This window comes from Frankia sp. R82, from assembly GCF_023716925.1.
Classification (GTDB): Bacteria; Actinomycetota; Actinomycetes; order Frankiales; family Frankiaceae; genus Frankia.
In genome coordinates, this window is sequence record NZ_JAMQQG010000211.1 from 41,919 (window position 1) to 65,584 (window position 23,666).

Here is a 23,666-nt window from a genome sequence, read left to right on the forward strand (position 1 = left end):
GATGCGCGGGCGCCCGTACGATGTGCCGGTGCACGATGACCGGCAGCTGCGTTTCGTCAAGGGCCATGGCACGGGCAACGACTTCGTCATCCTGCCCGACCCGGACGGCGACCTCGACCTGACTCCGGAGCTGGTTCGCGCCCTGTGCGACCGGCGCACCGGGATCGGCGCGGACGGCGTCCTGCGAGTGGTCCTCGCCGCCGCGACTGCGGACGCGTCCGCGTTCGTCGGTTCGGCCCGCTGGTTCATGGACTACCGCAACGCCGACGGCTCGCTTGCCCAGATGTGCGGCAACGGGGCCAGGGTGTTCGCCCGCTACCTCGTCGAAGCCGGTTATGCCCGCCCCGGCGTCTTCGTCCTGGCGACCCGGGCGGGCCTGCGACGGGTCGAGGTGCCACCGGACGGTGACGTCACCGTCGAGATGGGTCCCCCGCACTTCGCCGCCGCGGGCACCGTGGCACCGCTGGTTTCGGTCGCCGGCCGGGCGTTCGGCGCCGTCGCCGTGTCCATGGGTAACCCGCATGCGGTCTGCTTCGCCGACGACCTGGACGTCGTCGCCCTGCGCGGCCTCGATCTGACCCAGGCACCGCGGTTCCGCGCCGACGATTTTCCCGAGGGGGTCAACGTCGAGATCGTCGTGGACCGTCCCGGCGGGGGCGTGGCCATGCGGGTGTACGAACGCGGCGTCGGGGAGACCGCCTCGTGCGGCACGGGCGCCTGCGCCGTGGCGGTGGCCTGGGCCGACCGCCACGGTCGACGACCCACCGCGGCCGTCACCGGGACCGACGACGTGGCCGGCACCAGGGCCGGCGGCGCGGCTGGCAGTGAGGTCGAGGTGGCGGTGGACGTCCCCGGCGGGGCGCTGACGGTCCGGTGGCAGGCCGACTCGGTGCTGCTGCGGGGTCCGGCCGAGCTGGTTTTCGACGGGGTCGTGCGCCCCGGGGCGTTCGCCGGTGGAGGTCCGATTTCGACAAGACCCGCGGATCTGGGCGAGCCTAGCCTGCAACCATGACCGTCTCTTTCAACGGCACCGGCCTGATCGTCTCGGACCTGGCCCGAAGCCTGGCCTTCTACCGCCGGCTCGGGCTCGACATCCCGGCCGCCGCCGACACCGAACCGCACGTCGAGGTCGTCCTGCCCGGCGGGCTGCGGTTGTTGTTCGACACCGAGGACACCGTTCGCTCCTTCGACCCGGGCTGGGCCCCGGCGACCAGCGGTCGCGGCCGGATCGGCCTCGCGTTCGCCTGCGACAGCCCGGCCGAGGTCGACGTCGTCCACGACGATCTGGTCGCGGCCGGGTACGGCAGCCATCTGGCGCCGTGGGATGCCTTCTGGGGCCAGCGTTACGCCAGCGTCGTCGATCCCGACGGCAACACCGTCGACCTCTACGCCCCGCTGTCGGCAGCCATCCCGGCGAACTCCTGACCCCAACCCACCGTGGACCGTCAGTGAGTCTTCCGTGGCTCGTCCGTGGTCGGTGTGAGCAGCTCGGTGGCGGTGACGCCAGCGAGTGCCCGCACCTCGCGGGCGAGATGGGCCTGGTCGGCATACCCGGCCATGGCCGCCACCTGGGCCAGCCCATGACCCAGCCGGGCGGTGCGTAGCGCGTCCTGCAGGCGCAGGACGCGGGCCAGTGTCTTCGGGCCGTAACCGAAGACCCGCCGGCTGCGGCGCAGCAGCTGGCGCTCGCTCAGCCCGATCGACCGGGCAAGGTCCCCCACCGGACGATGCTCCCGGGTACCGGCCACGATCGCCGGTGCCAGGGGGTCGGACAGTCTCGGATCGGGTTCCCGTCCGGCCAGTGCCGCCGTCATGACCCCCGCCCGCGCCGCCGCCTCCGGCGGCGCTGCCGCGAGCCGGTCGGCGAATCGCCGCGCCGGGCCGTCGCCCCACAGCTCGGCCAGGTCGACCCGGCCATCGCGCAGCAACTCGGCATCCGTTCCCAGGTAGGCAGGTCCGTGACCAGGGTCGAAGCGCACTCCGACGTGCTGCACCCCGGGTGCCCAGCGTGCGATGGTGGCGGTGGTGTCCGGGCCGGCGACGATCAGCCGGCCGTCCGAACTCCAGATGATGTCGATGCTGGCGTCGGGCAGCACCCGGTGTGCGCTGTCCGCGGCCGCGATCCGGTTGGCCTGGCCCGGTTGGTCAGGAGGGCCGGGGTGGTTCACCCGATCGGGCCGGTCCGCCTGGGCGGTCCAGACCGTGGCCGGCAGCCCTGCGTAGCGGTGCTCGCGGTACACGAAGGCGAGGCTACGCCCCGTCCCGACCCGCCCGGTGGACGTGGAACGGGACGGCGCCAGCCCTGGACACATCTCGAGAGCCGGCCAAAACCGTTCGCGATCGCCGGGCCGGCGTGGGACCCTGACAGACACCGGAGGTTGCCGCACACGCGCGTGACCTGGCCTGACGAAGCGACGCGGAATGCCGCGGCAGCGGGTGCGCGTTGAGAACGGATGGTATGACACTTCCCACCGACGCCCTGGATGCGTCCACCATGAACAGATCTCTCATCGAACTCGCCGACGACGACACAGCGGCACTTTCTGGATTCTTCGCCGATTCGGGTGATGGTCTCGACCTGGCGGACCGCGCGTCCCTGCGCCGAGTGCCGGGTCTCACCACCGAGCTCGAGGACGTCACCGAGGTCGAGTACCGGCAGCTCCGCCTGGAGCAGGTCGTGCTCATCGGGGTGTGGACGTCGGGTTCGCTGCGAGCGGCCGAGGCGTCCATGGCGGAGCTCGCAGCCCTGGCCACGACCGCGGGTTCGGCGGTTCTCGACGCCCTCGTGCAGCGCCGCGACCGGCCGGACGCCGCGACCTACGTCGGTTCCGGCAAGGCGCGGGAGCTGGCCGAGGTCGTCGCCGCGACCGGCGCCGACACGGTGATCTGCGACGGTGAGCTCACCCCGGGCCAGCTCCGTCAGCTCGAGGAGATCGTCAAGGTCAAGGTGATCGACCGGACCGCGTTGATCCTCGACATCTTCGCCCAGCACGCCACGTCCCGCGAGGGCAAGGCGCAGGTCGAGCTCGCGCAGCTGCAGTACATGCTGCCGAGGCTGCGCGGCTGGGGTGAATCGATGTCGCGGGCCGCCGCCAGCGGTGGTGGTCGTGCACCGATCGGTACCCGCGGCCCCGGCGAAACCAAGATCGAGACAGATCGTCGCCGGCTGCGGGCCCGGATGGCCCGGCTGCGCCGTGACCTTGCCGCGATGTCCACGGTGCGCGAGACCAAGCGATCGTCGCGGCGCCGCGGTGAGGTGCCGTCGGTGGCGATCGCCGGCTACACCAACGCCGGCAAGTCGTCGCTGCTCAACCGGCTCACCGGCGCCGGAGTCCTGGTGGAGGACGCGCTGTTCGCCACGCTCGATCCCACCGTGCGCCGCGCGACCCTGCCCGACGGGCGTGCCTTCACCCTGACCGACACGGTCGGGTTCGTCCGCCACCTGCCACACCAGATCGTCGAGGCGTTCCGCTCCACCCTGGAAGAGGTCGCCGACGCCGATCTCATCCTGCATGTGGTCGACGGCTCCGCCGCTGACCCGGCCGGCCAGATCTCGGCGGTGCGGGAGGTCCTCAACGACATCGATGCGGGCGGTGTGCCCGAGCTGATCGTCGTCAACAAGGTCGACGCGGCCGAGCCGACGGTGCTGGCGGAGCTGCGCCAGCTCGCCCCGGACGCGGTGTTCGTCTCCGCGCGCACCGGTGACGGGCTCAACGCCCTCGTCGACGCCCTGTGCGAGCAGGTGCCGCATCCGGACGTGGAGCTCACGGTCCTGCTCCCGTACACGCGGGGTGACCTGGTCTCCCGGGTCCACGCCCTCGGCGAGATCCTGGGCCAGGAACACACCGGCGATGGCACCCGACTGACGGCCCGCGTCTCACCGGCGCTCGCCGCGGATCTTGACATGTTCCGCGCCTGAGCGGCCCGCGAGCCCGAATGCGCCGGCTGGGTGGCCGACCCCTGACCGGGGCGTGCCGGTCGGCGCTCGGCTGACCTCATCCGGATCCGACCCCGGCCGGTTCTGACGTCAGCCGGTTCTGACTCCATCCGGTTCTGACTCCATCCGAAGTGGCCGGCCGCCTGGTGCGGCCGGCCCTCGCTGGTCGGACGTCAGACCCGGCGCAGCACGGCCACGATCCGGCCGAGGATGGACGCCCCTTCCCCCGGGATGTCGCTGAAGCTTGGGTTCTCGGGGTGTAGCCACACCTTGCCGTCACGCACCCGCAGGCGCTTGACGGTCGCCTCGCCGTCGATCATGGCAGCGACGATCTCGCCGTTGTCCGCGACCGGCTGCTGGCGGACGACCACCCAGTCGCCGTCGCAGATCGCCGCGCCCACCATCGACTCGCCGACGACCCGCAGCAGGAACAGCGTGCCCTCGCCGACGATCTCCCGTGGAAGCGGGAAGACATCCTCGATGGCCTGCTCGGCCAGGATCGGCCCGCCAGCGGCGATCCGCCCGATCACGGGCACGTATGTCGCCTGTGGGTCGCCGCTGCTCGCCGGCGCGGCCGGCGCCACGCCGGGGAACACCGGCACCACCGTTGCCGCACCGGCGCCGTTCCCGCTCGCGTTCCCGCCACGGCGGGGACGGTCGGCGCCGAGCACCTCCATCGCCCGTGGGCGGTTCGGGTCACGCCGGATGTAGCCCTTCTCCTCCAGCATCTTGAGCTGGTGGGCCACGCTGCTGGTACTGGTCAGCCCGACGGCCTCGCCGATCTCCCGCACACTGGGCGGGTATCCGCGCCGCTCCACGGCCGCCCGGATGACCTCGAGCACCTTGCGCTGCCGGGGGGTCAGTCCGGGCGCGTCCGCGGGGTTGTCCGGAAAGGCTCGCACGTTGCCGCGTGCACCGCCCCGGCGCGTTCCCCTGCTTTGGGTGGTCATCGCTTACCGCTCTCCTTGTCGCGTACCACGTAGTGGGTATCCGGACATCGCCCCTGGGTCGCGAACCGGATGGCCGCACGACTGTCGGGTCACCGAAAGTGTCCGACACCACACGCCCCGCAGTGCTCGCGACCGGGTGGATCGTCCGGTCCACACCTGATCGCCTTGACGGTAACCGGATGGTCGCGGAATCTCAAACGTCTGTTCGAGCGTGTCTCTTCCCCTCCTCGTGGGCCCGTGCCACAATCGACCAGTAGTTCGATCGAACGGGAGTTCGTAACCGGCTCCTGTCCGCTCGCCCCGGGAGGTTGTCGTGAGTGTGGACCACGCAACGCGGGTCGTCGATCTGGCGGCGGTGCGGGCCGAGCGGCGTGGCGGTGCCCGTCCGCCGGTTGCGCCCTCGCTGGTCGACCGCCCGTCGGCGCTCCGTGCGGCCGGGCCGGGGTGCGGGTGCTGTGGTGGGTGGGGGCGTTGCGTGCCGGCGGGTGCGCGGGCGAGGGGCGGCGCCCGGCCGCCGTTGCGGCTGACCCGACGTGGGCGGGTGGTTGTGGTCGCGGTCATCGCGCTGTGCGTCGCTGCCGCGCTGATGGTGATGGTGCCGCGCGCCTCGCTGGCGTGGGCGGGCGAGCCGCCGCGCGGGCATCTGGTGATGGCGGGGGAGACGCTCTGGGAGATTGCCGTCGCGCTCGATCCCGACGCCGACACCCGGATCGTGGTCGACCGGCTGATGCGGATCAACCATCTCACCTCGGTCGATCTTGCGCCGGGCATGTTCCTGTTACTGGACTGATGTCGGCGGCCGGCATCCCCATCGGCGCGGGCGTCGGCGCCGGTGGGGATGCCGGGTACCCCCGACCATCCGGGCACCCTCGGTCTCCGGCCCGGTGGGGGAGTGGCTGTTGGCGTGACCTGCCGGTATCCCACTGTTCCGGCCGGCCGGGCGGCGCTTGCGGACGGTTGCCAGCCATCCGCGGATCGGTGTCCCGGAGTGGCACGGTAGGGGGTCCTCGTCCCAGTCATGGTGTGGTGCGCTAGAGTTGGACACAACATCTGGTGCTTGTTCGGCTGAGGAGGCGTCCCGCGTGCGGTGCCCGTTCTGCCGACATCCGGATAGTCGTGTCGTCGACAGCCGGGAGGCCGAGGAGGGCTCGGCGATCCGTCGGCGTCGCTCCTGCCTGTCCTGTGGTCGTCGGTTCACGACGATGGAGGAGGCCTCGCTGCGGGTGGTCAAACGCAGCGGCGTGGCCGAGCCCTTCAGCCGGGCGAAGGTGATCACCGGCGTGCGCAAGGCCTGCCAGGGTCGGCCGGTACGTGATGATGATCTTGCCCTGTTGGCGCAGCGGGTGGAGGACGCGGTGCGTTCCGCGGGCTCCGCAGAGGTCCCCGCGGAGGCGATCGGCCGGGCGATCCTCGGCCCACTCCGGGAGCTCGACGAGGTGGCCTACCTGCGTTTCGCCTCGGTGTATCTGGCCTTCGAGTCGCTCACCGACTTCGAGAACGCGATTTCGGCACTGCGGGCGGAGACCGCCGGTGCGCGCCGGGAACCCGCCCACCCGGCCGAGCGGGCAGGGCCACCGGCAGACGAGAGCCCACCCAGAGCAGGTCCGGGTGGCGTGGTCCGGCCCTACGGCCTGACCCGGGCGCCAGGCCCGCCCGTCGAGGCCGGGGCAGACCGCAGCTGACCGTGTTCTCCGGTTGGCCGTGCTCCCAGTGGGCCCTGTTCTTCCACTGACCCTGTTCTTCAACTGGCCTTGATCGCAGCATCACATCGCCACGCCGGTCCGTCCCGGCAAGCCCGGGACGACCTGACCCCGCCGACGTGGATTTCTCCCGTATGCCCTGTTTCGCCGTGCCCGTCTGGTGCTCCTGCGTGAGCCGCCGGCCGAGCATCCAGCGCGCAACCGTGGCCTGCGGGCATGTCATACCCAGCGCGGCCGCCGCGGCATGGCGAGCCGGCGCGCGCCGATGAGTACGAGGACAGGACGAGGAGCGTCATGACCGAAAGCCGCGGCACCAGGGCGGGTAAGGTAACAGCCAGGCCGTCCGGGCTGAAGATTCGCCGCTCGCGGACCACCGCCGGAGTCCACCCCTACGATGAGGTCACCTGGGAGTCCCGGGACGTCGTCATGACCAACTGGCGGGATGGCTCGGTCAACTTCGAGCAACGCGGGGTGGAGTTCCCCGACTTCTGGTCGGTCAACGCCTCCAACATCGTGACCAGCAAGTACTTCCGTGGCGCGCTGGGCACGGCGATCCGGGAGTCCTCGCTGCGTCAGCTCATCGACCGGGTGGTGCTCGCCTACACCGCCGCCGGCCGCGAGCACGGCTACTTCGCCAGCGACGCCGACGCCGAGATCTTCGAGCACGAACTGACCTGGATGTTGCTCCACCAGGTCTTCAGTTTCAACTCGCCGGTCTGGTTCAACGTCGGCACCACAGCCCCGCAGCAGGTCTCGGCTTGTTTCATTCTTTCGGTTGATGACACCATGGAATCTATTCTCAACTGGTATCGGGAAGAAGGTCTGATCTTCAAGGGGGGATCGGGGGCGGGGCTGAACCTGTCACGGATCCGCTCGTCGAAGGAGCTGCTGTCCTCCGGGGGTACCGCCTCCGGCCCGGTGAGCTTCATGCGCGGCGCCGACGCGTCGGCGGGGACGATCAAGTCCGGTGGGGCGACCCGGCGGGCCGCCAAGATGGTCGTGCTGGACGTCGACCACCCGGACATCGTCGAGTTCGTCGAGACGAAGGCCCGGGAAGAGAACAAGATCCGGGCGCTGCGCGACGCCGGGTTCGACATGGACCTCGGTGGGCGTGACATCGCCTCGGTGCAGTACCAGAACGCCAACAACTCGGTGCGGGTCACCGACGAGTTCATGCAGGCCGTCGTCGACGATCAGGACTTCGCCCTGCGGGCCCGTCTGGACGGTCGCACGATCGAGACGATCGACGCGAAGAAGCTGTTCCGCACGATCGCCGAGGCGGCCTGGGCCTGTGCCGACCCGGGCATCCAGTACGACGGCACCATCAACGACTGGCACACCTGCCCGGAGTCGGGCCGGATCAGCGCGTCCAACCCGTGCAGCGAATACGTCCACCTGGACAACTCCAGCTGCAACCTGGCGTCGCTGAACCTGCTGAAGTTCCTGCGTCCGGACCGGACCTTCGACGCCGACGCGTTCGTCGCCGCCGTCGAGCTGATCATCACGGCGATGGACATCTCGATCTGCTTCGCGGATTTCCCGACACCGGAGATCACCACGGTCACCCGTGCCTATCGGCAGCTCGGCATCGGCTACGCCAACCTCGGCGCACTGCTCATGGCCAGCGCCCGGGCGTACGACTCCGACGGCGGCCGGGCGCTGGCCGCGGGGATCACCTCGCTGATGAGCGCCACCGCCTACCGCCGTTCCGCCGAGCTTGCCGGCATCGTCGGCGCCTACGACGGCTTCGCCCGCAACGCCGACGCGCACCGCCGGGTCGTGCGCAAGCACGCCGCGGCGAGCGACGCCGTCCGCGCGGCGCACGGTGAGGACACCCGCGTCCTGGCCGCTGCCTCGAGGGAATGGGCGAAGGCCCAGTCCGTCGGTGACAAGCACGGCTGGCGTAACGCCCAGGTCAGCCTGCTCGCCCCGACCGGCACCATCGGTCTTGCGATGGACTGCGACACCACCGGTATCGAGCCGGATCTCGCCCTGGTCAAGATGAAGAAGCTGGTCGGCGGCGCCAGCATGCGGATCGTGAACCAGACGGTGCCGGCCGCGCTGCGCGCGCTGGGATACGCCGAGGAGACCATCGAGGCGATCGTCGAGTTCATCGCCGAGCACGGGCACGTCGTCGACGCCCCGGGTCTGCGCCAGGAGCACTACGAGGTGTTCGACTGCGCCATCGGCGAGCGGGCGATCTCCCCGATGGGACATGTCCGGATGATGGCCGCGGTGCAGCCGTTCCTGTCCGGCGCGATCTCCAAGACGGTGAACATGCCCTCGACGGCCACCGTCGAGGAGGTCGAGGAGATCTACCTCGCCGGCTGGCGGCTCGGCCTCAAGGCCCTGGCCATCTACCGCGACAACTGCAAGGTCGGCCAGCCGCTGACCGACGTCAGGGGCGCCCGGCGGGACGCGGACGCGTCGGCCGCCGCCGCAGCCGCCTCGGCGCAGCCGGTGCCCGTCGCCGCCCCGCCGGAGATCGAGTACCGGCCGGTGCGCCGCCGGCTGCCGAAGACCCGCCCGTCGCAGACGGTGTCGTTCGCCGTCGGAGGCGCCGAGGGCTACCTGACCGCCGGGTCCTACCCGGACGACGGCCTCGGCGAGGTCTTCATCAAGATGTCGAAGCAGGGCTCCACACTCGCCGGTGTGATGGACGCCTTCGCCATCGCCATCTCCATCGGCCTGCAGTACGGCGTGCCGCTCGAGGCGTATGTCAGCAAGTTCATCAACATGCGCTTCGAGCCCGCCGGCATGACCGACGACCCGGACGTCCGGATCGCCCAGTCGATCATGGACTATTTGTTCCGTCGCCTTGCCCTGGACTATCTCGACGCCGACCATCGCGCCGAGCTCGGCATCTCCTCCGCCGCCGAGCGCACCCGCGCCGTCGCCGGCCAGTACGGCGGTAGCACTACGGCTACCGACAGTGCGGCTACCGACAGTGAGGCCACCGACAGTGAGGCCACCGACAGTGAGGCCACCTCGGGTGCGCTGGTAGCGGTGAGCGCTGTGGATGCTCCGACCGCTCGGATCGGGGAGATCTCGAGCGCGGCTTCGTCCGCCCTCGGGCAGGCAGCCCCCGCCGCGTCAACCGCGCACAGCAACGGGGTGGCGCACGCGAACGGGCACGGCCCCGAGTACGTCGCCCGGGAACTGCGCCTGGCCCCACCCGGGGAGTCGCTGATCGCCCAGACGGTCGTCGACGCCCCGCTGTGTTTCACCTGCGGTGTGACGATGCGTCCGGCCGGTAGCTGCTACGTCTGCGAGCAGTGCGGCTCCACCAGCGGCTGCAGCTGACCGCAGCTCACCTGCCCGCGGCTACCCGGGGCCACCCCGGGTAGCCGCGTCGCTGCTGCCATCGGCGTTCGCGACGACGGCGTGGTGGGTATGACCGCGATGGGACCGGGCTGCGAGCAGGTGCACCGAAGCCGTGTGCTCACAGGCTTGATGGTGGTTGCCGGACAGAGCATGTCGATGACGCGGACGACGGTGTACCTGGCGCTGGATGCCAGGCGGCAGCTGTCTGCCGTGGGTGGTGCGTTCCGTGGTCCTTGCTGGCCGGATGGCCTACTCGCAGAAGACGCGCACTTTGGCGTCGGGCTGGTCGATGTCCACGGTCATCTCGTCGAGGTGCTCCACAAGTGCCTCGAGCTGCTCGGGCCTGAGCTGAGTGAGATCAACGGGTATGCCCGACTTGCCCAGCTCGGTGTTGGCCCGGCCCAGGGCCTGCGGTGGGATCAGGGCGGCGAGTCGTACGCCGGCCCGCAGCAGCTGCAGCGGCACCCGTACGTTGACTCGTCCCGGCTCGCCGTTCTCCACGGTGTCCACCAGTACCCGCAGGTACTTCGGACGGCCCTTCGGCCGGGCGTCGAGGCCCACCGCGGCCGGCGCCAGGGCCGGCTCGAGCGCGGCGATGAGCTGCTCCGCCTCGGTCGCGGTGATTTTGCCCTCGGCCAGCAGGTCGAGGATGTCCTTGCGCTGGTCGTTCATCGGAGTCTCCTTTGTCGGATGGCGACGAGCCTTATCGGATGGCGACATGCACAGCCGTGCGACCCTGTTCGAGGTCGAACCGGGCGCCGGGCAGCGCGCCGACGACGCGCCAGCCGGTGCTGAGCGCCTGCACCGCACTGACGCGGTATCGCAGACAGGCCACGACCGCTGCCGGTACCGCCAGGACCAGGAGGGGCGAGAGCGCGAGGACCAGCGGAAGCACCGGGACCCAGATCCGGATCGGGCGACCGTTCGGGCGCCCGATCCGCACGGTTACCAGCTGCGGCATCACGGATGGGCCTCAAGTTCGGACACCGCCTGCTGGGCAGTGATCTCGCCGCGGCGCAGCCGGTCGATGACGTCGGCCCGCGACGGCGCCGGATCGGTCTCGACGAAGTCGAGCATCCGCATGATCCGGTTCAGCCGCGACTTGATCGTCGGGTAGCTCACCCCGAAGATCCGCTCCATTTCCTTGATGGAGCCGTGGCACCGCACGAACGCCATGACGAAGACCTGGTCCTCGACGCCCAGCTGGGCCAGCTGGGGAAGCTCGAACTCGCCCTCGATCGCAACGTCACTGGCCGTCAGGCGCACCCGTTCGACGACGAACGGGTGACCTCTGGTGAGGTCGGTGAGCTCCTGCCAGTCCATTGCCCGCTTGGCCATGTCTAAGATTCAACCGACTTATAACTCAATTTTCAAGAAGCTGATCTTAATTTTTTTAAGATCTTGATGGTCAAGTTCGGACTCGGGTCCTTCGGTCCGCTGCGAGCCGGATATCGACCGGGCGATCTGCCGGCCGTCGGCTGCGAGCCCGGAGAGCAGGTTGGAGGATCCCGGCCACCGAACCGGTCACGGTCGAGCATGTCGGCGTCGCGCGTGAGCGGGTCGTCCAGGCCAGACCCAGCCATCGTGACTCGCTCGTGCGCAGGCTGCGGGAGCCGGAGGTTCGGCGGGTTCTCGAACCCGTCCTTGCCGCCACCGAGGAGCCTGCCGGCCTGACGTACTCCGACGACCGGCGCTACGTGTGTGATCTTGGTCTGGTTGCCGAGTCGTCCGAGGGTGGTCTGCGGATCGCCGAGGCGTCCGGGTGATGCCGATCAGGTCGGGAAAGAGATGATCCAGCTGGACGGTTACCTGAACCACCTCGGTCTGTCGGCCGGGTACGTCGTCCTGTTCGATCGGCGTTCTCAGCCCGGTTTGGACCCGGATGGTCCGCTGGAGACGCGGACCAGCGCATCAGGTCACACCGTGACCATCGCTCGGCTGGCCGTCCCACCGCTTCCCGAAAGCGGAACCGGGGCCCTGCCGGGCTGAGATCGTGGCCGGTGGTTGCGCGGAACCGTCGGGGCTGGGATGGCCCGGCGGATGGGCGGGTCAGCGCTGGGTGGCGAGCAGATCGACGAGCAGGGCGGCGGTCCAGGAGAAGCGGTTGCTACCGGCGCCGGAGCCGTCCAGGGGGGAGTAGTACTCGTACATGGCGCCGGAGGCGGCGATCACGTCGACGGTGTTGCGGCGCAGGTCGTCGGCTGCATCGAGGCGGCCGTAGCGTTCCAGGCCGTCGGCGATCAGCCAGTTCATGTTCACCCAGACCGGGCCCTGCCAGTAGCAGCGGGGCAGGAAAGCCGGGTCGTCCAGGGGGACGCTGGCCACGCCGAACCGCGACCAGTACCGCGGTGAGCTGATCATTTTGACCATGGCGTCCACCCGGTCGTCGGGTACGACCCCGGCGTACAACGGCAACAGGCCAGCGATGGTCTCCTGCCGTAGCAGCGTGTGGGTGCGGAAGTCACGGCTGTAGTACAGGCCGTCGACGGCGAGCTGGCTCATCGCCTCGCGGGAGCGGCGGATCGAGCGGCGCAGCCGGGGCGGGATGACCTCGCCGATCTCCGCGGCGATCGTCGCCAGGTGTTCGTTCGCCCGGACCAGAATCGCGTTGAAGGCCACGTCCTGTACCAGCGGGACGATCGTGCGCCGGATCTCGCGGAAGTTGTAGTGCGACCGGCGCAGCTCGCGCACGATCCGGTACAGCGTGAACAGGTCGCCAGAGGTGAGCCGCTCGTCCGGCGGCACCTCCTTGGAGTCACGGCGCAGCGCGTCGAGCGCGTCATCACCGTTGATCCGGCGCAGCACCCGGACCCCCAGCGGCGCGGCCGGTCGGGTGATCTCCATCCAGGTCGGGGTGTTGTCCATCCCCGACTCCCAGGAGTGGACCAGGGCCACCAGTCCGTCGTCATCGGGGTCGCGCTCGTCATAGAGCCACTGGTGGAAACGCAGCAGCCCCGGGTAGAGCGCGCGGTAGAAGGCCGCGCGCTGTGAGCCGGACATCGTCTCGCCGACCCGCACGGCCGCCTCGGCGATCATCGGCGGCTGGGTCACGCCGGTGCTCTGCATGCCGCCGGCGGTCGTGGCCACCCGGTCGCAACGCCAGCGCTGCGGGCCGGCATGGTAGAAGTCCGTGGTCTCGGCGAAGATCACGTGCGGGATCATGCCGCTGGGCCACTGGCCGCGCAGCAGCGACAGGATCTCGGTCGCGGCGCGCTCGGGGTCGAGGTGGCGCAGCCCGATCGCGATGAAACAGGAGTCCCACAGCCACTGGTGTGGATACAACGTCGGAGACGGCCGGGTGACGTCACCGAGGTCGTTGCCGCGCAGCACCGAGACCGCGGTCTCGCGCAGCGCCGCCAGCTCGGTCGGGAGGCTGGGAGCGACCATCGTGTGAGAGTAGCCGTCACACCCTGTGCCCATCGGGAGGCTGCTCCGGGTGTGGCCGGCATTACCTGGACGAACGCGGACCGTGGCCGAGTTGGATCGGGGAGTCGACACGCCGGCATCAGGGCGGTACCGGATGGCTGCGCGGCGGCTATCCGGCGGACGTGTGATGGCTTCGGGATGGCACCGGGATGGCTTCGGGATGGCTTCGGGATGGCTTCGGGATGGCATCGCGACGACGTCGGGGGACATAGGCGGGACAGGTTCCGGACGGTGCTGTCGCCGCGAGTCGTCGGGACGGGCGAATGTGGGGCGGTGCGGGACGGCGCTCGGGCCCGGGCCCACCCGGGCGCACCCGAGTGGGGGCCGCCGAGTGGGGGGCTGCCGGCACCTCCTGGTGTGAGCCACGCCGAGGAGCGGCTCGATGGCGGTAGCGAAGCAGAAATGTGGCGCGCGTGGCAGCCGCCGCAAAATTATTGCCGAAAGTGAGTATTGTGCTACTCGGAGTTGAAGATATGGGGGTGCGGCGGGGATCCGGGCACGCAAGACGGTCAAGATAGTTCGCTGAACACGCCACACGAGGGGATCTGACAGGTAGTCTTCGCGACAGCGAGTACAGCGTCTCGAAGGTCAGGGTCTACACTGCCGCTAGGCCCGGCGATCGCTGATGTCCGGGTGCGCCCTGCACAGGGAATGGTTCCGCAGCATCGTTCGTTGCCTCCCATGTGCACGGAAACAGACGTCCCACCCGCACCGACCATCGGATTTGCCACTGATGACGCTGCCTGCCCTGGACCTTGCCGAGCGTACCGACGAGAACCGCCCGCGTAGCCCGCGGCGTACTCGCCGGTCCGCCACCCCTGCCCGTACCGCCACCAGCCGTTCCCTGGCGGCCGTGTCCGATGACGTCGACGAGCTTGATGTGAGCGCGGTCGCCGATGTCATCGCCCGCGGTCGCGAGGCCGGCGAGATCAGCCGTTCCGAGCTGCGGGACGCTCTCGAGGCCGCCGACATCGGCCTTGAGCTGCTCCCCGCGCTCATCGCGCGGCTGAACGCCGCCGGTGTCGAGCTCCTCGAGGAGGAGGACGGCGAGGCGGCCGACGACTCCGTCGCCGCCAGCCGCGCCACCGCCGAGCACGCCGGCACCGCCGACCTCGTGCGTATGTACCTGCGTGAGATCGGCAAAGTGCCGCTGCTCAACGCAGCTCAGGAAGTCGAGCTCTCCAAGCGGGTCGAGGCCGGCCTGTTCGCCGAGCACAAGCTGGAGGCCGTTCCCGACCTGCCCGCCGATCTCCGCCGGGAGCTGGCTCTGCTGGTCAGGGACGGTCACGCTGCCAAGCAGCAGCTGGTCTCGGCGAACCTGCGCCTGGTCGTCTCCGTCGCGAAGAAGTACAGCGGTCGCGGGATGACCCTGCTGGACCTGGTCCAGGAGGGCAACCTCGGCCTCATTCGCGCGGTGGAGAAGTTCGACTACGCCAAGGGTTACAAGTTCTCCACCTACGCGACCTGGTGGATTCGCCAGGCCATCGGCCGTGCCCTGGCCGACCAGGCCCGGACGATCCGCATCCCGGTGCACGTGGTCGAGCAGATCAACAAGATCACGCGGCTGCAGCGCCAGCTCGTCTCCACGCTCGGTCGGGAACCGACCGACGAGGAGCTCGCGCTCGAGCTCGACATGCCGATCGAGCAGGTTGTCGAACTGCGCCGCTACGCGCAGGACACGGTCAGCCTGGAGACGTCCGTCGGCGACGACGGCGATTCCGTGCTCGGTGACTTCATCGAGGATTCGGACGCGACCTCGCCGGCCGACGCCGCCTCCTACGGCGCCATGCAGGACGAGATCGACAACGTTCTCGGTGGGCTCAACCCGCGGGAGCGGGAGGTGATGCGGCTGCGGTTCGGCCTCGCCGACGGCAAGCAGCACACCCTCGCCGAGGTGGGCAACCGCCTGGGCCTCACCCGCGAGCGCATTCGCCAGATCGAGCGGGACACGCTGCGTGAGCTGCGCAAGCCCGCGGTCGCCGGCCGGCTGCGCGAGTTCCTCGACTGACCACCGCCGGCCGCCGGCACCACCCCCCGTCGGCGGTCGCGGCGATACCCGCTCGGCGGGTACGTGTTCGAGGTCTCGGGTGGCACCCGTCCGGGTATCACGGTGGAGGGTGACCGTGGCACCGGGTGACCGATGGAAGCCGGATCTTCGCTGATCAGCAGCGAAGATCCGGCTTTGCTGTCTGCGCCGCTGACACCGCTGACGTCGCCGGGGCCGCGCCGTGGTCGCGACGGCGGGCGGCGGCCGCGGCGAACGCCCGCAGCGCCTCCGGGTTGGCCACCGCGTCCAGGCTCACCACCTCGGCCAGCTCCGCGCCGCCGAGCAGGCGCTTGAGCGGGACCTCGAGCTTCTTGTCGGTGTGCGTGCGGGGCACGGCGGCGATCTCGATGATCTCGTCGGGCACGTGCCGGGGGCTGAGCTCGGTCCGCAGCGCCGCCCGGATGCGATCCGCGGTCTGCCGGGTCAGGCCCGGCTCGGCAAGCACCACGAACAGCAGCAGGCCCGCACCGCCGGCACCCCCCGTGCCGTCCACCCCGTCCGTGGCATCGGAGATGTCGACAGCGACGCTGTCGATCACTTCGGGCAGCGCCTCCACCACCCCGTACAGCTCCGCGGTGCCGATCCGAACCCCGTGCCGGTTCAGCGTCGCGTCCGAGCGTCCTTCCACGACGGCGGCACCGTTCGCGGTGAAGCGCACCCAGTCACCGTGGCGCCAGACACCCGGATAGGTGGCGTAGTAGGTCTCCCGCAGCCGGCTGCCGTCCGGGTCGTTCCACAGTGCCACCGGCATCGAGGGCATCGGCGCGGTCACCACGAGCTCGCCGACCTGGTCGACCAGCGGTGTGCCGTCGTCGTCGAAGGCGGCCGCGGCGCAGCCCAGGGCCCGTCCGCCGATCTCGCCGGCCCGGACCGGCCCGGTCGGCAGGCCCGCCAGCAGCGCCGTGCACACGTCGGTGCCGCCGCTGATCGACGACAGCAGCACGTCCGCGCTGACCGCCTCGTACACCCAGGCATAGCCGGACGGCGACAGCGGCGAGCCGGTCGACCCGAGCGTGCGCAGCAGCGACAGGTCGGCGTCCTGGCCGGGCACCAGCCCCGCGTCCCGGCAGGCGTGCAGGTAAGCCGCGGACGTGCCGAGCACGGTGAGTTCCAGGGCCTCGGCGAGCCCGAACTGGGTGCCGAGCGCCGGATAGCCGGGCGCGCCGTCGTAGAGCACCACGGTGGCGCCGACCAGCAGACCGGAGACCAGCAGGTTCCACATCATCCAGCCGGTCGTGGTGAACCAGCAGTAGCGGTCGTCCGGGCCGATGTCCAGGTGCAGGGCGAGGATCTTGAGGTGTTCGAGCAGGATGCCGCCGTGCCCGTGGACGAGCGCCTTCGGCGGGCCGGTGGTGCCCGAGGAGAACAGGACCCACAGCGGCGCGTCGAAGGGGACCCGGGTGAAGGTGAGCTCGCCCGGGTCGGTGGCCAGCAGCTCGTCCCAGGTGAGCAGGTTTGCCAGGCCGGCTTCGTGGGCCCGGGTGAAGGCGTCGGGCGACAGGTACGGCACGATCACCGTCGCGGCGAGGTCCGGCAGGTCGGCGGCGACGGCGGCCAGCGCCCCGACCGTGTCGTAGGCCCGGCCGCGGTGGCTGTAGCCGTCGACGCCCAGCAGCACCGTGGGGCGGACCTGGGTGAGGTGGGCGGCGAGCGCCGTCGGGCCGAGCTCCGGGGAGCAGGACGACCACACCGCGCCGAGGCTCGCGGTGGCCAGCATCGCCACCGCCGCATAGACGGTGTTCGGCAGCACGGCGCCGACCCGGTCGCCCTCGGTGACGCCCAGGGCGCGCAGCCCCGCCGCGGCGCGAGCGACCTGGCGGCGCAGCTCGTCCCAGGACACGACGGCGGTCGCGCCGTCCTCCCGCACGCCGATGAGGGCCGGAGCCGGGCCGCGCCGCGTCAGCGCGTTCTCGGCGTAGTTCACCCGCGCGCCCGGAAACCACACCGCGCCGGGCATCGCTGGGTCGGCCAGGGCCGGTCCCGGGCCGCGCTCGCCGAGGACCGCGCAGAAGTCCCAGATCGACTCCCAGAAGTCCCCGAGTTCGTCGACCGACCATCGCCACAGGGCGGCGTCGTCGGCCAGGGCCACGCCGCGTTCCTGCGCGAGCCAGTTCCGGTAGTGGGTCACCACGGCCCGACTGGCCCGTTCGGGGGTGGGACGCCACAGCGGTACCGATCCGTCAGCTGCCACGGGCACTGACCCTAGGGCATGTGGGCGGGGCACACGGTAAACCCACAGTCGTTCGTACCGCTGGGCTGTACTGCCTGCACCGCCCGGGTGCGGCTGCCCGACACCGCCCGTTGGGGCTACCGTCGAGACGTGATGGTGCCGACGCTGCTGGCCTGGGATCCCGCCATGGCCCGCTATGACTTCGGGCCGCAGCATCCGCTGCACCCGGTGCGGCTGGGTCTGACCATGGACCTCGCCAGTCAGCTGGGTGTGCTCGACGCTCCCGGACTGGAGCTGGCCGCGCCCAGCCTGGCACCCGACGAGCTGCTCGAGCTCGTGCACGACCCGGCCTACGTCGCCGCCGTGCGGGTCGCCCCCGAGCCGGTGCACGCCCGGCTGGTCGCCCGCTTCGGGCTGGGTACCGCTGACAATCCGGTGTTCGCCCGGATGCACGAGGCCGCCGCGCTGATCACCGGCGGAACTCTCGACGCCGCCCACGCGGTGTGGGACGGCCCGCCGCGCCACGCCGTGGCCATCGCAGGCGGTCTGCACCATGCGATGCCGGGGGCGGCCAGCGGCTTCTGCATCTACAACGATCCGGCGGTCGCGATCGCCTGGCTGCTGTCCGCCGGGGCCGAACGGGTCGCCTACGTCGACGTCGACGTGCATCACGGCGACGGTGTGCAGGCTGCGTTCTACGACGATCCGCGGGTGCTCACGATCTCGCTGCACCAGTCGGGACGCACCCTGTTTCCCGGCACCGGCTTTCCCGCCGAGTCCGGTGGGCCGCAGGCGGCCGGCAGCGCCGTCAACGTGGCGCTGCCGGCGGGGACCCGCGACGCCGGCTGGCTGCGGGCGTTCTCCGGGGTCGTCCCGGTGCTGCTGCGGGAGTTCCGTCCGCAGGTGCTGGTCACCCAGCACGGCTGCGACACCCACACGCTCGATCCGCTGGCTGATCTGGACCTGTCGGTGGACGGGCAGCGGGCCTCCTACGAGGCGCTGCACACGTTGGCCCATGATCTGTGTGACGGCCGCTGGCTGGCCTGTGGCGGCGGCGGGTACGCGCTGGACGCGGTCGTGCCCAGAGCCTGGACGCAGCTGCTCGCGATCGCCGCGCACCATCCGCTCGAACCCGGTGCGATGCTGCCGGTGCAGTGGCGGGCCGCCGCACCGGAACGGGTCCGGGCGGCCACCGGCGTGGCGTCGGTCGGCTCGACCATCGGCATGCCGCACACCCTCGGGGACGGCGCGAGCGTGCGCTACCGGCCGTGGGACGCGGGTGAGGGTGATCCGGACAGCCCGTTGGACCGGGCGGTCGCGCAGACCCGTCACGAGATCCTGCCGCTGCACGGCCTCGATCCGACGCGCGACCGGTGAGCGACCGGTGAGCGACGCCGAACCGCCGGTCGTCTACCCGGCCGAATGGGAGGCCGACGTCATCCTCACCGACGGTGGCACGGCGCACATCCGGCCGATCCTGCCGTCCGACGGGCCACTGTTGCGGGCGTTCTGGACCAGGCTCTCCCTGCAGACGATCTACTTCCGCTACTTCGCGGCCCGCCGTTCCCTGTCCGACGAGGACATCCGGCACATGACGGTGGTCGACCAGCGTCGTCGGGGCGCGCTCGTCGCGATGATCGGAGACGATCTGGTCGCGGTCGCGCACTGGGAGGGCACGGCGGCGCGGCCGACCGAGGCCGAGATCGCGTTCCTGGTCCAGGACGACCAGCAGGGCCGCGGGTTCGGCTCGATCCTGCTCGAGCATCTGGCGGCGGCGGCGCGTGACCGGGGCGTGCGCCGCTTCGACGCGGACGTGCTCAGCCAGAACCGGCAGATGATCCGGGTGTTCATCGAGGCCGGGTACACGGTGGCGCGGGCGTTCGACTACGGCGAGGTCCGGCTGTCGTTCGAGATCACGCCGACCGAACGGTCCGTCGACGTGATGCGGGCCCGGGAGCACCGCGCGGAGGCGGCCTCCATCCGCCGGCTACTGCATCCACGGGCGATCGCCGTGCTCGGCGCGGGCCGTTCCACCAGTTCGGTCGGCAACGCGATCCTGCGTCATCTGCTCGCCGGCGGCTTCGACGGCGCGGTGTACCCGGTCAACCCCGCCGCCGCGGCCGCGGGCACCTCGGTCGCCTCGATCCGTGCCTACGCCGGCATCGAGGACGTGCCCAAGCCGGTGGATCTGGCCGTGGTGTGTGTGCCGCCGGCCGCGGTGCCCGGTGCCATCGCCGCCTGTGGACGGGCCGGGGTCTGGGCCATGGTGGTGATCACCGACCAGCGTGACGACGCCGCCGACGAGATGCTCGTCGCCGAGGCCCGGGCCGACGGGATGCGGGTGGTGGGCCCGGCGAGCATGGGCGTGCAGAACCCGGGGGTGGGCCTGAACGCGAGCATGGTCCCGTGGATGCCGCTGCCCGGGCGGATCGGCTGTTATGCGCAGTCCGGGCCGTTCGGCGGGGCGATCATCGAGGCGGCCGCCGCCCGCGGAGTGGGGCTGTCGGGCTTCGTCTCCGCCGGCGACCGCGGCGATGTCAGCGGCAACGACCTACTCCAGTACTGGGAGGAGGACGACGCCACCGACGCGGTGATCATGCATCTGGAGACGTTTGGCAATCCGCGCAAGTTCGTCCGCCTCGCCCGGCGGGTGGGGCGGCGCAAGCCGGTGGTGACGGTCTACGCGGGACGCTCCGTCCTCGACGACGCGCTGCTGCGCCAGGCCGGCGTGATCGGGGTCGAGCGGATCTCCCAGGCGTTCGACGTCGCCCTGCTGCTGACCGCCCAGCCGCTGCCGGCGGGCCGACGGGTCTGCGTCGTCGGGGACTCGCGGGCGCTGGTGCGCCTGACCGCCCGGGCCGCGGACGCCGCCGGTCTCGTGGCGGAGGAGGTGCTGCTGCCCGCAGGCGGCGACCCGGCCCTGTTCGCGGCCGCCCTGCACGATGCCGCGGGCCGGGCCGACGCGCTGATCGTGGCCGTCGTGCAGCTGCCGGTGGCCTCGCCCACCTCGGCACTGGACGGCCTGGCCCGGGTCATCGGAGCGGCCGTCGGAGGCGCGGCCGTCGGAGGCGCGGCCGTCGGGGGAGTGGACGTCCCGGTGCTGGTCGCCGTGCGCGGGGTGGCGCTTCCCCCGAGCCTGGCCGGCATCCCCGCCTACCCCTCACCGGAGGCGGCGGTGGCGGCGCTGCGTCGCGTCGTCGGCTACGCCGAGTGGCGGGGCAGAGCCAGCGGCACCGTGCCGGCACTGCCGGGCCTGCCGGCGCGTCTCGAGGACGTCCGGGCCGGGCTCGCCGCCCCCGAGGGCACCGCCCGTCCGTCCCGGCGACTGTCGGACGAGCAGACCGCGGCCCTGCTGGCCCACTACGGCATCACGGTGCTGCCGGCCCCGGTGGTCACCTCGGCGGCGGCGGCCGTCCGGGCCGCGGACACCCTGGGGTATCCGGTGGCACTCAAGGCGCTGGCCCAGCCCTACCGTCACCGGCCGGACCTGCGTGGCCAGCGGTTGGAACTGGCCGACGCCGCCGCGGTGCGGGCCGCCTGGGAGTCGCTGCGCGCCCAGCTCGGTGAGGCGCTGCCGCTGGCCGTGCAGCCGATGGCGGCGGCGGGGGTGCCGGTCGTGGTCGGTTCGGAGGAGCATCCCCGCTACGGGCCGTTGGTCTCCTTCGGTCTGTCCGGCCCCGCGACCGATCTCCTCGGTGACCGCGCGCACCACATCCTGCCGCTGACCGACGTCGATGCGGCCCGGCTGGTGCGGGCGGTGCGGGCCGCGCCGCTGCTGCTCGGCTACCACGGTTCGCAGCCGTTGGACGTCGCGGCGCTCGAGGATCTGCTGCTGCGGGTGGGCCGGCTCGCCGACGATCTGCCCGAGGTGGTCAGTCTCACTCTTGACCCGGTGGTCGTGTCGGCGGAGCGGATCACGGTGCTGTCCGCCGAGGTCGTGGTCGGGCCGTCCGTGCCCCGGGCAGACGTCGGACCACGCCGGTTCTGGACGCCGGCCCTGCCGCTCGGGGAGTCCGCGTCGTCCGCCGCGGACCCGCGACGGGCCGCGTCCGAGCCCGCCTCGCCCGCTGTCGGAGCGACGCCGACCTGGGGCGGTTCTGCACAACATGGTCACACCGGCCACAATCGTCTCCCATGACGTCGCCGCACTCCGAGCAGCCCCCCGGATGGCCTGCTTCCGGAGCCTCCGGGGGTCCCCAGTTCGAGTCCGGATGGCCCGGTCGGGCCACTGGTGTGATCGGAGCCGGGCTACCCGGTCCGGGGCTGGCCGGACGGGTGCCCCCGGGTAACCCCGGGCCTGGGTCGTCATCGGTCTCACCGTCGTCATCGGTCTCACCACTGTCATCGGTCTCCGCCGCGGCCTCGTCGGCCTCGTCGGCCTCGTCGGCAGCGGCCTCGTCCACCGGGCCGGGACCGGCCGACGGCCGGGATCTGCCCGTGCTGCCACCGGGCTGGCCGATGGTGGCGCGGGAGGGCGGCGAGGGGCTCGGGGGAGTGCCCGGAGGCGCCGGCACGGGTCCCGGCCGGGGGACGGCTGCGGCCAGCGGTGCTGGCGTGGTCGATCCGGCCATCGCCGCCTACGCCCTGCTCGATGCCCTGTTTGCCCGAGCCTCGGTCGGACTCGCCCTGCTCGACCGCGCTGGCCGGTTCGTCCGGGTCAACGACACCCTGTCCCGGTTGGCCCGCCGGCCCGTCCAGGATCATCTGGGCCGCACCGTCAGTGAGGTGCTCGGCGACACCGGCCAGGAACTCGACGCCCTGGTCGCCGGGGCGCTGCGGACCGGCGAGCCGGTGATCGACCTGGAGGTGGGGGTCGCGGGTGGTGCCGGTGCCCCGACCCGGACCTGGTCGGCCAGCTGGTTCCCGGTGAACGACCCGCAGCTCGGCCCGGTCGGCCTCGCCTTCGTCGCGGTGGACGTCACCAGCGTCCGGCAGGCCGAGCGGGACCGTGGACAGGCCGAGGCCCTGGCCGTCGCCGCCGAGCAGCAGGCGACTGCCGCCGAGCAGCGGGCGACTGCCGCCGAGCAGCGGGCGGATGCCGCGCAGCAGCAGGTGGATGCCGTGCAGCAGCAGGCCGTCGCCGCGCAGCAGCGGGCCGAGGCGGCCGAGCAGCGGGCGGAGGCGGCCGAGCATCGGGCGGAGGTCGCCGAGGAACAGGTGACGTCCACGCAGGCGCAGGTGGATGCGGGGCAACAGCAGCTGGAGACCGCCCTGCGCCGGGCGCAGGAAGCCGAGGCACAGGTCGTGGCGGCCCGGGAACAGGTCGGGTCGGCCACCGAGCAGGCGAGTTCCGCTGACCGACGGCTGGCCGAGGCGCAGGCCCGGGCCCAGGCCGCCGACGAGCGAGCCGAGGCGGCGGTCGGACGGGCGGAGGCCGCCGATCGCCGGGCCGAGCAGTCCGCCGAGCGCGCGGAGGCAGCCGAATCCCGGGCCACCGCCGCCGAGCGCCAGGCCGAACAGAGCGCGGACCAGGCCGCCGCGGCCAACCAGCGGGCGCAGAACTCCGAAGAGCAGGCGGTGGCGACGCAGCGACTGGCCGAGGCGACCGCACAGCAGGCCACGGCCACCGAGGACCGGCTTGAGGCCGGCAGCCGCTTCGCGGTCGCCCTGGCCGGGGCCGACACCGTCGACGAGGTCGTCACCGCGATCCTCGACGCCGGCGGCCAGGCGGTCCAGGCCGAGGCGCGCGGGGTCGCCCTGATCGATCCCGACCATGACGAGCTGCGCTTTCTGCGTCCACCCGGCGGCGGCAGCCGCGCCTGGTCGTGGCCGGACGTCGCCCTCGGCGCGGTGCATCCCATCGCCGAGGTGGTCCGGGGTGGTCGGGCGCTGTTCCTGTCCGACCAGGCGGAGCTGCTCGCTCGCTGGCCCGTGGCGGGCCTGGCCGATTCGCTGGCCGCCACCGGCGAGCAGGCCTGGGCACTGCTGCCGCTGATCCCTGCCGAGGGTGCCCCGGTCGGCGTGGTCACCTTCGGATTCCCGACGGCGCGGACGTTCACGCCCGCCGAGCGCACCTACCTCGGCGGGGTGGCCGCGGCTGCCGCCCGGGCCATCGAGCGTGCCGGCGCGTTCGACCGGCTGACCGTGGACGCGGCGGCGGGCCGCACCGCAC

18 protein-coding genes are annotated in these 23,666 nt (G+C 71.7%); 11 read left to right on the forward strand and 7 right to left on the reverse strand.

The features are described from left to right. Position 1 precedes the first annotated feature (1 nt). Both dapF and ND747_RS17195 read left to right on the forward strand, forming a co-directional pair. Positions 2 to 1,012 (forward strand): diaminopimelate epimerase, encoded by a 1,011-nt coding sequence (dapF, locus tag ND747_RS17190; RefSeq protein WP_251734614.1) that lies wholly within the window; start codon positions 2 to 4, stop codon positions 1,010 to 1,012. Continuing rightward, complete coding sequence (locus ND747_RS17195) at positions 1,009 to 1,425, forward strand: VOC family protein (RefSeq protein WP_251734615.1); 417 nt, start codon at positions 1,009 to 1,011, stop codon at positions 1,423 to 1,425. Before dapF ends, ND747_RS17195 begins: the two co-directional genes overlap by 4 nt. A gap of 20 nt (positions 1,426 to 1,445) precedes the next feature. Here ND747_RS17195 and ND747_RS17200 read toward each other — a convergent pair whose 3' ends face one another. After that, on the reverse strand, positions 1,446 to 2,312 hold the full coding sequence (locus ND747_RS17200) for a helix-turn-helix transcriptional regulator (RefSeq protein ID WP_251734616.1): 867 nt from the start codon (positions 2,310 to 2,312) through the stop codon (positions 1,446 to 1,448). 146 nt (positions 2,313 to 2,458) lie between these two features. On the opposite strand from ND747_RS17200, the gene hflX reads away from it, so the two are divergent. Beyond that, positions 2,459 to 3,919: a GTPase HflX gene (gene hflX, locus ND747_RS17205; RefSeq protein WP_251734617.1), complete on the forward strand. Its 1,461-nt coding sequence runs from the start codon at positions 2,459 to 2,461 to the stop codon at positions 3,917 to 3,919. Between the two features lie 191 nt (positions 3,920 to 4,110). On the opposite strand, the gene lexA is transcribed toward hflX, so the two are convergent. After that, positions 4,111 to 4,887: a transcriptional repressor LexA gene (gene lexA, locus ND747_RS17210; protein WP_251734618.1), complete on the reverse strand. Its 777-nt coding sequence runs from the start codon at positions 4,885 to 4,887 to the stop codon at positions 4,111 to 4,113. 541 nt (positions 4,888 to 5,428) lie between these two features. Between lexA and ND747_RS17215 the strand changes: the two genes are divergently transcribed. From ND747_RS17215 to ND747_RS17225, 3 genes are all read left to right on the forward strand, one after another. Beyond that, positions 5,429 to 5,677, forward strand: a complete 249-nt coding sequence (locus ND747_RS17215; RefSeq protein ID WP_251734619.1) for a LysM peptidoglycan-binding domain-containing protein — start codon at positions 5,429 to 5,431, stop codon at positions 5,675 to 5,677. 292 nt (positions 5,678 to 5,969) lie between these two features. After that, positions 5,970 to 6,569, forward strand: coding sequence for a transcriptional regulator NrdR (nrdR, locus tag ND747_RS17220; RefSeq protein ID WP_251734620.1), 600 nt, complete (start codon positions 5,970 to 5,972; stop codon positions 6,567 to 6,569). A gap of 312 nt (positions 6,570 to 6,881) precedes the next feature. Next, the gene (locus ND747_RS17225) at positions 6,882 to 9,890 is read left to right on the forward strand and encodes a vitamin B12-dependent ribonucleotide reductase (RefSeq protein ID WP_251734621.1); all 3,009 of its coding nucleotides are present in this window, start codon (positions 6,882 to 6,884) and stop codon (positions 9,888 to 9,890) included. Positions 9,891 to 10,160: 270 nt separating this feature from the next. On the opposite strand, the gene ND747_RS17230 is transcribed toward ND747_RS17225, so the two are convergent. Genes ND747_RS17230 through ND747_RS17240 form a run of 3 tightly spaced genes read right to left on the reverse strand, consistent with a single transcriptional unit; the run spans position 10,161 to position 11,234 of the window. Next, positions 10,161 to 10,583 carry a hypothetical protein gene (locus ND747_RS17230; RefSeq protein ID WP_251734622.1) on the reverse strand — a complete coding sequence of 141 codons (423 nt, stop codon included), beginning with the start codon at positions 10,581 to 10,583 and terminating at the stop codon, positions 10,161 to 10,163. Between the two features lie 31 nt (positions 10,584 to 10,614). Next, on the reverse strand, positions 10,615 to 10,872 hold the full coding sequence (locus ND747_RS17235; protein WP_251734623.1) for a hypothetical protein: 258 nt from the start codon (positions 10,870 to 10,872) through the stop codon (positions 10,615 to 10,617). Further along, positions 10,872 to 11,234 carry a DUF2089 domain-containing protein gene (locus tag ND747_RS17240; protein ID WP_374216256.1) on the reverse strand — a complete coding sequence of 121 codons (363 nt, stop codon included), beginning with the start codon at positions 11,232 to 11,234 and terminating at the stop codon, positions 10,872 to 10,874. The genes ND747_RS17235 and ND747_RS17240 overlap by 1 nt, the downstream gene beginning before the upstream one ends. 272 nt (positions 11,235 to 11,506) lie before the next feature. Here ND747_RS17240 and ND747_RS17245 point away from each other — a divergent pair, with 272 nt between their 5' ends. After that, positions 11,507 to 11,677 carry a hypothetical protein gene (locus ND747_RS17245; RefSeq protein WP_251734625.1) on the forward strand — a complete coding sequence of 57 codons (171 nt, stop codon included), beginning with the start codon at positions 11,507 to 11,509 and terminating at the stop codon, positions 11,675 to 11,677. 283 nt (positions 11,678 to 11,960) lie between these two features. Here ND747_RS17245 and ND747_RS17250 read toward each other — a convergent pair whose 3' ends face one another. Continuing rightward, a complete protein-coding gene (locus tag ND747_RS17250) occupies positions 11,961 to 13,298 on the reverse strand; it encodes an amylo-alpha-1,6-glucosidase (protein ID WP_374216257.1) in 1,338 nt (445 codons plus the stop codon). Positions 13,299 to 14,070: 772 nt separating this feature from the next. On the opposite strand from ND747_RS17250, the gene ND747_RS17255 reads away from it, so the two are divergent. Then, positions 14,071 to 15,345: an RNA polymerase sigma factor gene (locus ND747_RS17255; protein ID WP_251734627.1), complete on the forward strand. Its 1,275-nt coding sequence runs from the start codon at positions 14,071 to 14,073 to the stop codon at positions 15,343 to 15,345. A gap of 154 nt (positions 15,346 to 15,499) precedes the next feature. Here the strand turns inward: ND747_RS17255 and ND747_RS17260 are convergent, their stop codons facing one another. Continuing rightward, complete coding sequence (locus tag ND747_RS17260; protein WP_251734628.1) at positions 15,500 to 17,575, reverse strand: acetoacetate--CoA ligase; 2,076 nt, start codon at positions 17,573 to 17,575, stop codon at positions 15,500 to 15,502. 132 nt (positions 17,576 to 17,707) lie between these two features. On the opposite strand from ND747_RS17260, the gene ND747_RS17265 reads away from it, so the two are divergent. The 3 genes from ND747_RS17265 to ND747_RS17275 all read left to right on the forward strand — a co-directional run. Next, the gene (locus ND747_RS17265; RefSeq protein ID WP_251734639.1) at positions 17,708 to 18,931 is read left to right on the forward strand and encodes an acetoin utilization protein AcuC; all 1,224 of its coding nucleotides are present in this window, start codon (positions 17,708 to 17,710) and stop codon (positions 18,929 to 18,931) included. Between the two features lie 7 nt (positions 18,932 to 18,938). Further along, the gene (locus ND747_RS17270) at positions 18,939 to 21,692 is read left to right on the forward strand and encodes a GNAT family N-acetyltransferase (protein ID WP_251734629.1); all 2,754 of its coding nucleotides are present in this window, start codon (positions 18,939 to 18,941) and stop codon (positions 21,690 to 21,692) included. 299 nt (positions 21,693 to 21,991) lie between these two features. Continuing rightward, the coding region (locus tag ND747_RS17275; RefSeq protein WP_251734630.1) for a PAS domain-containing protein at positions 21,992 to 23,666 on the forward strand (1,675 nt) is incomplete at its 3' end.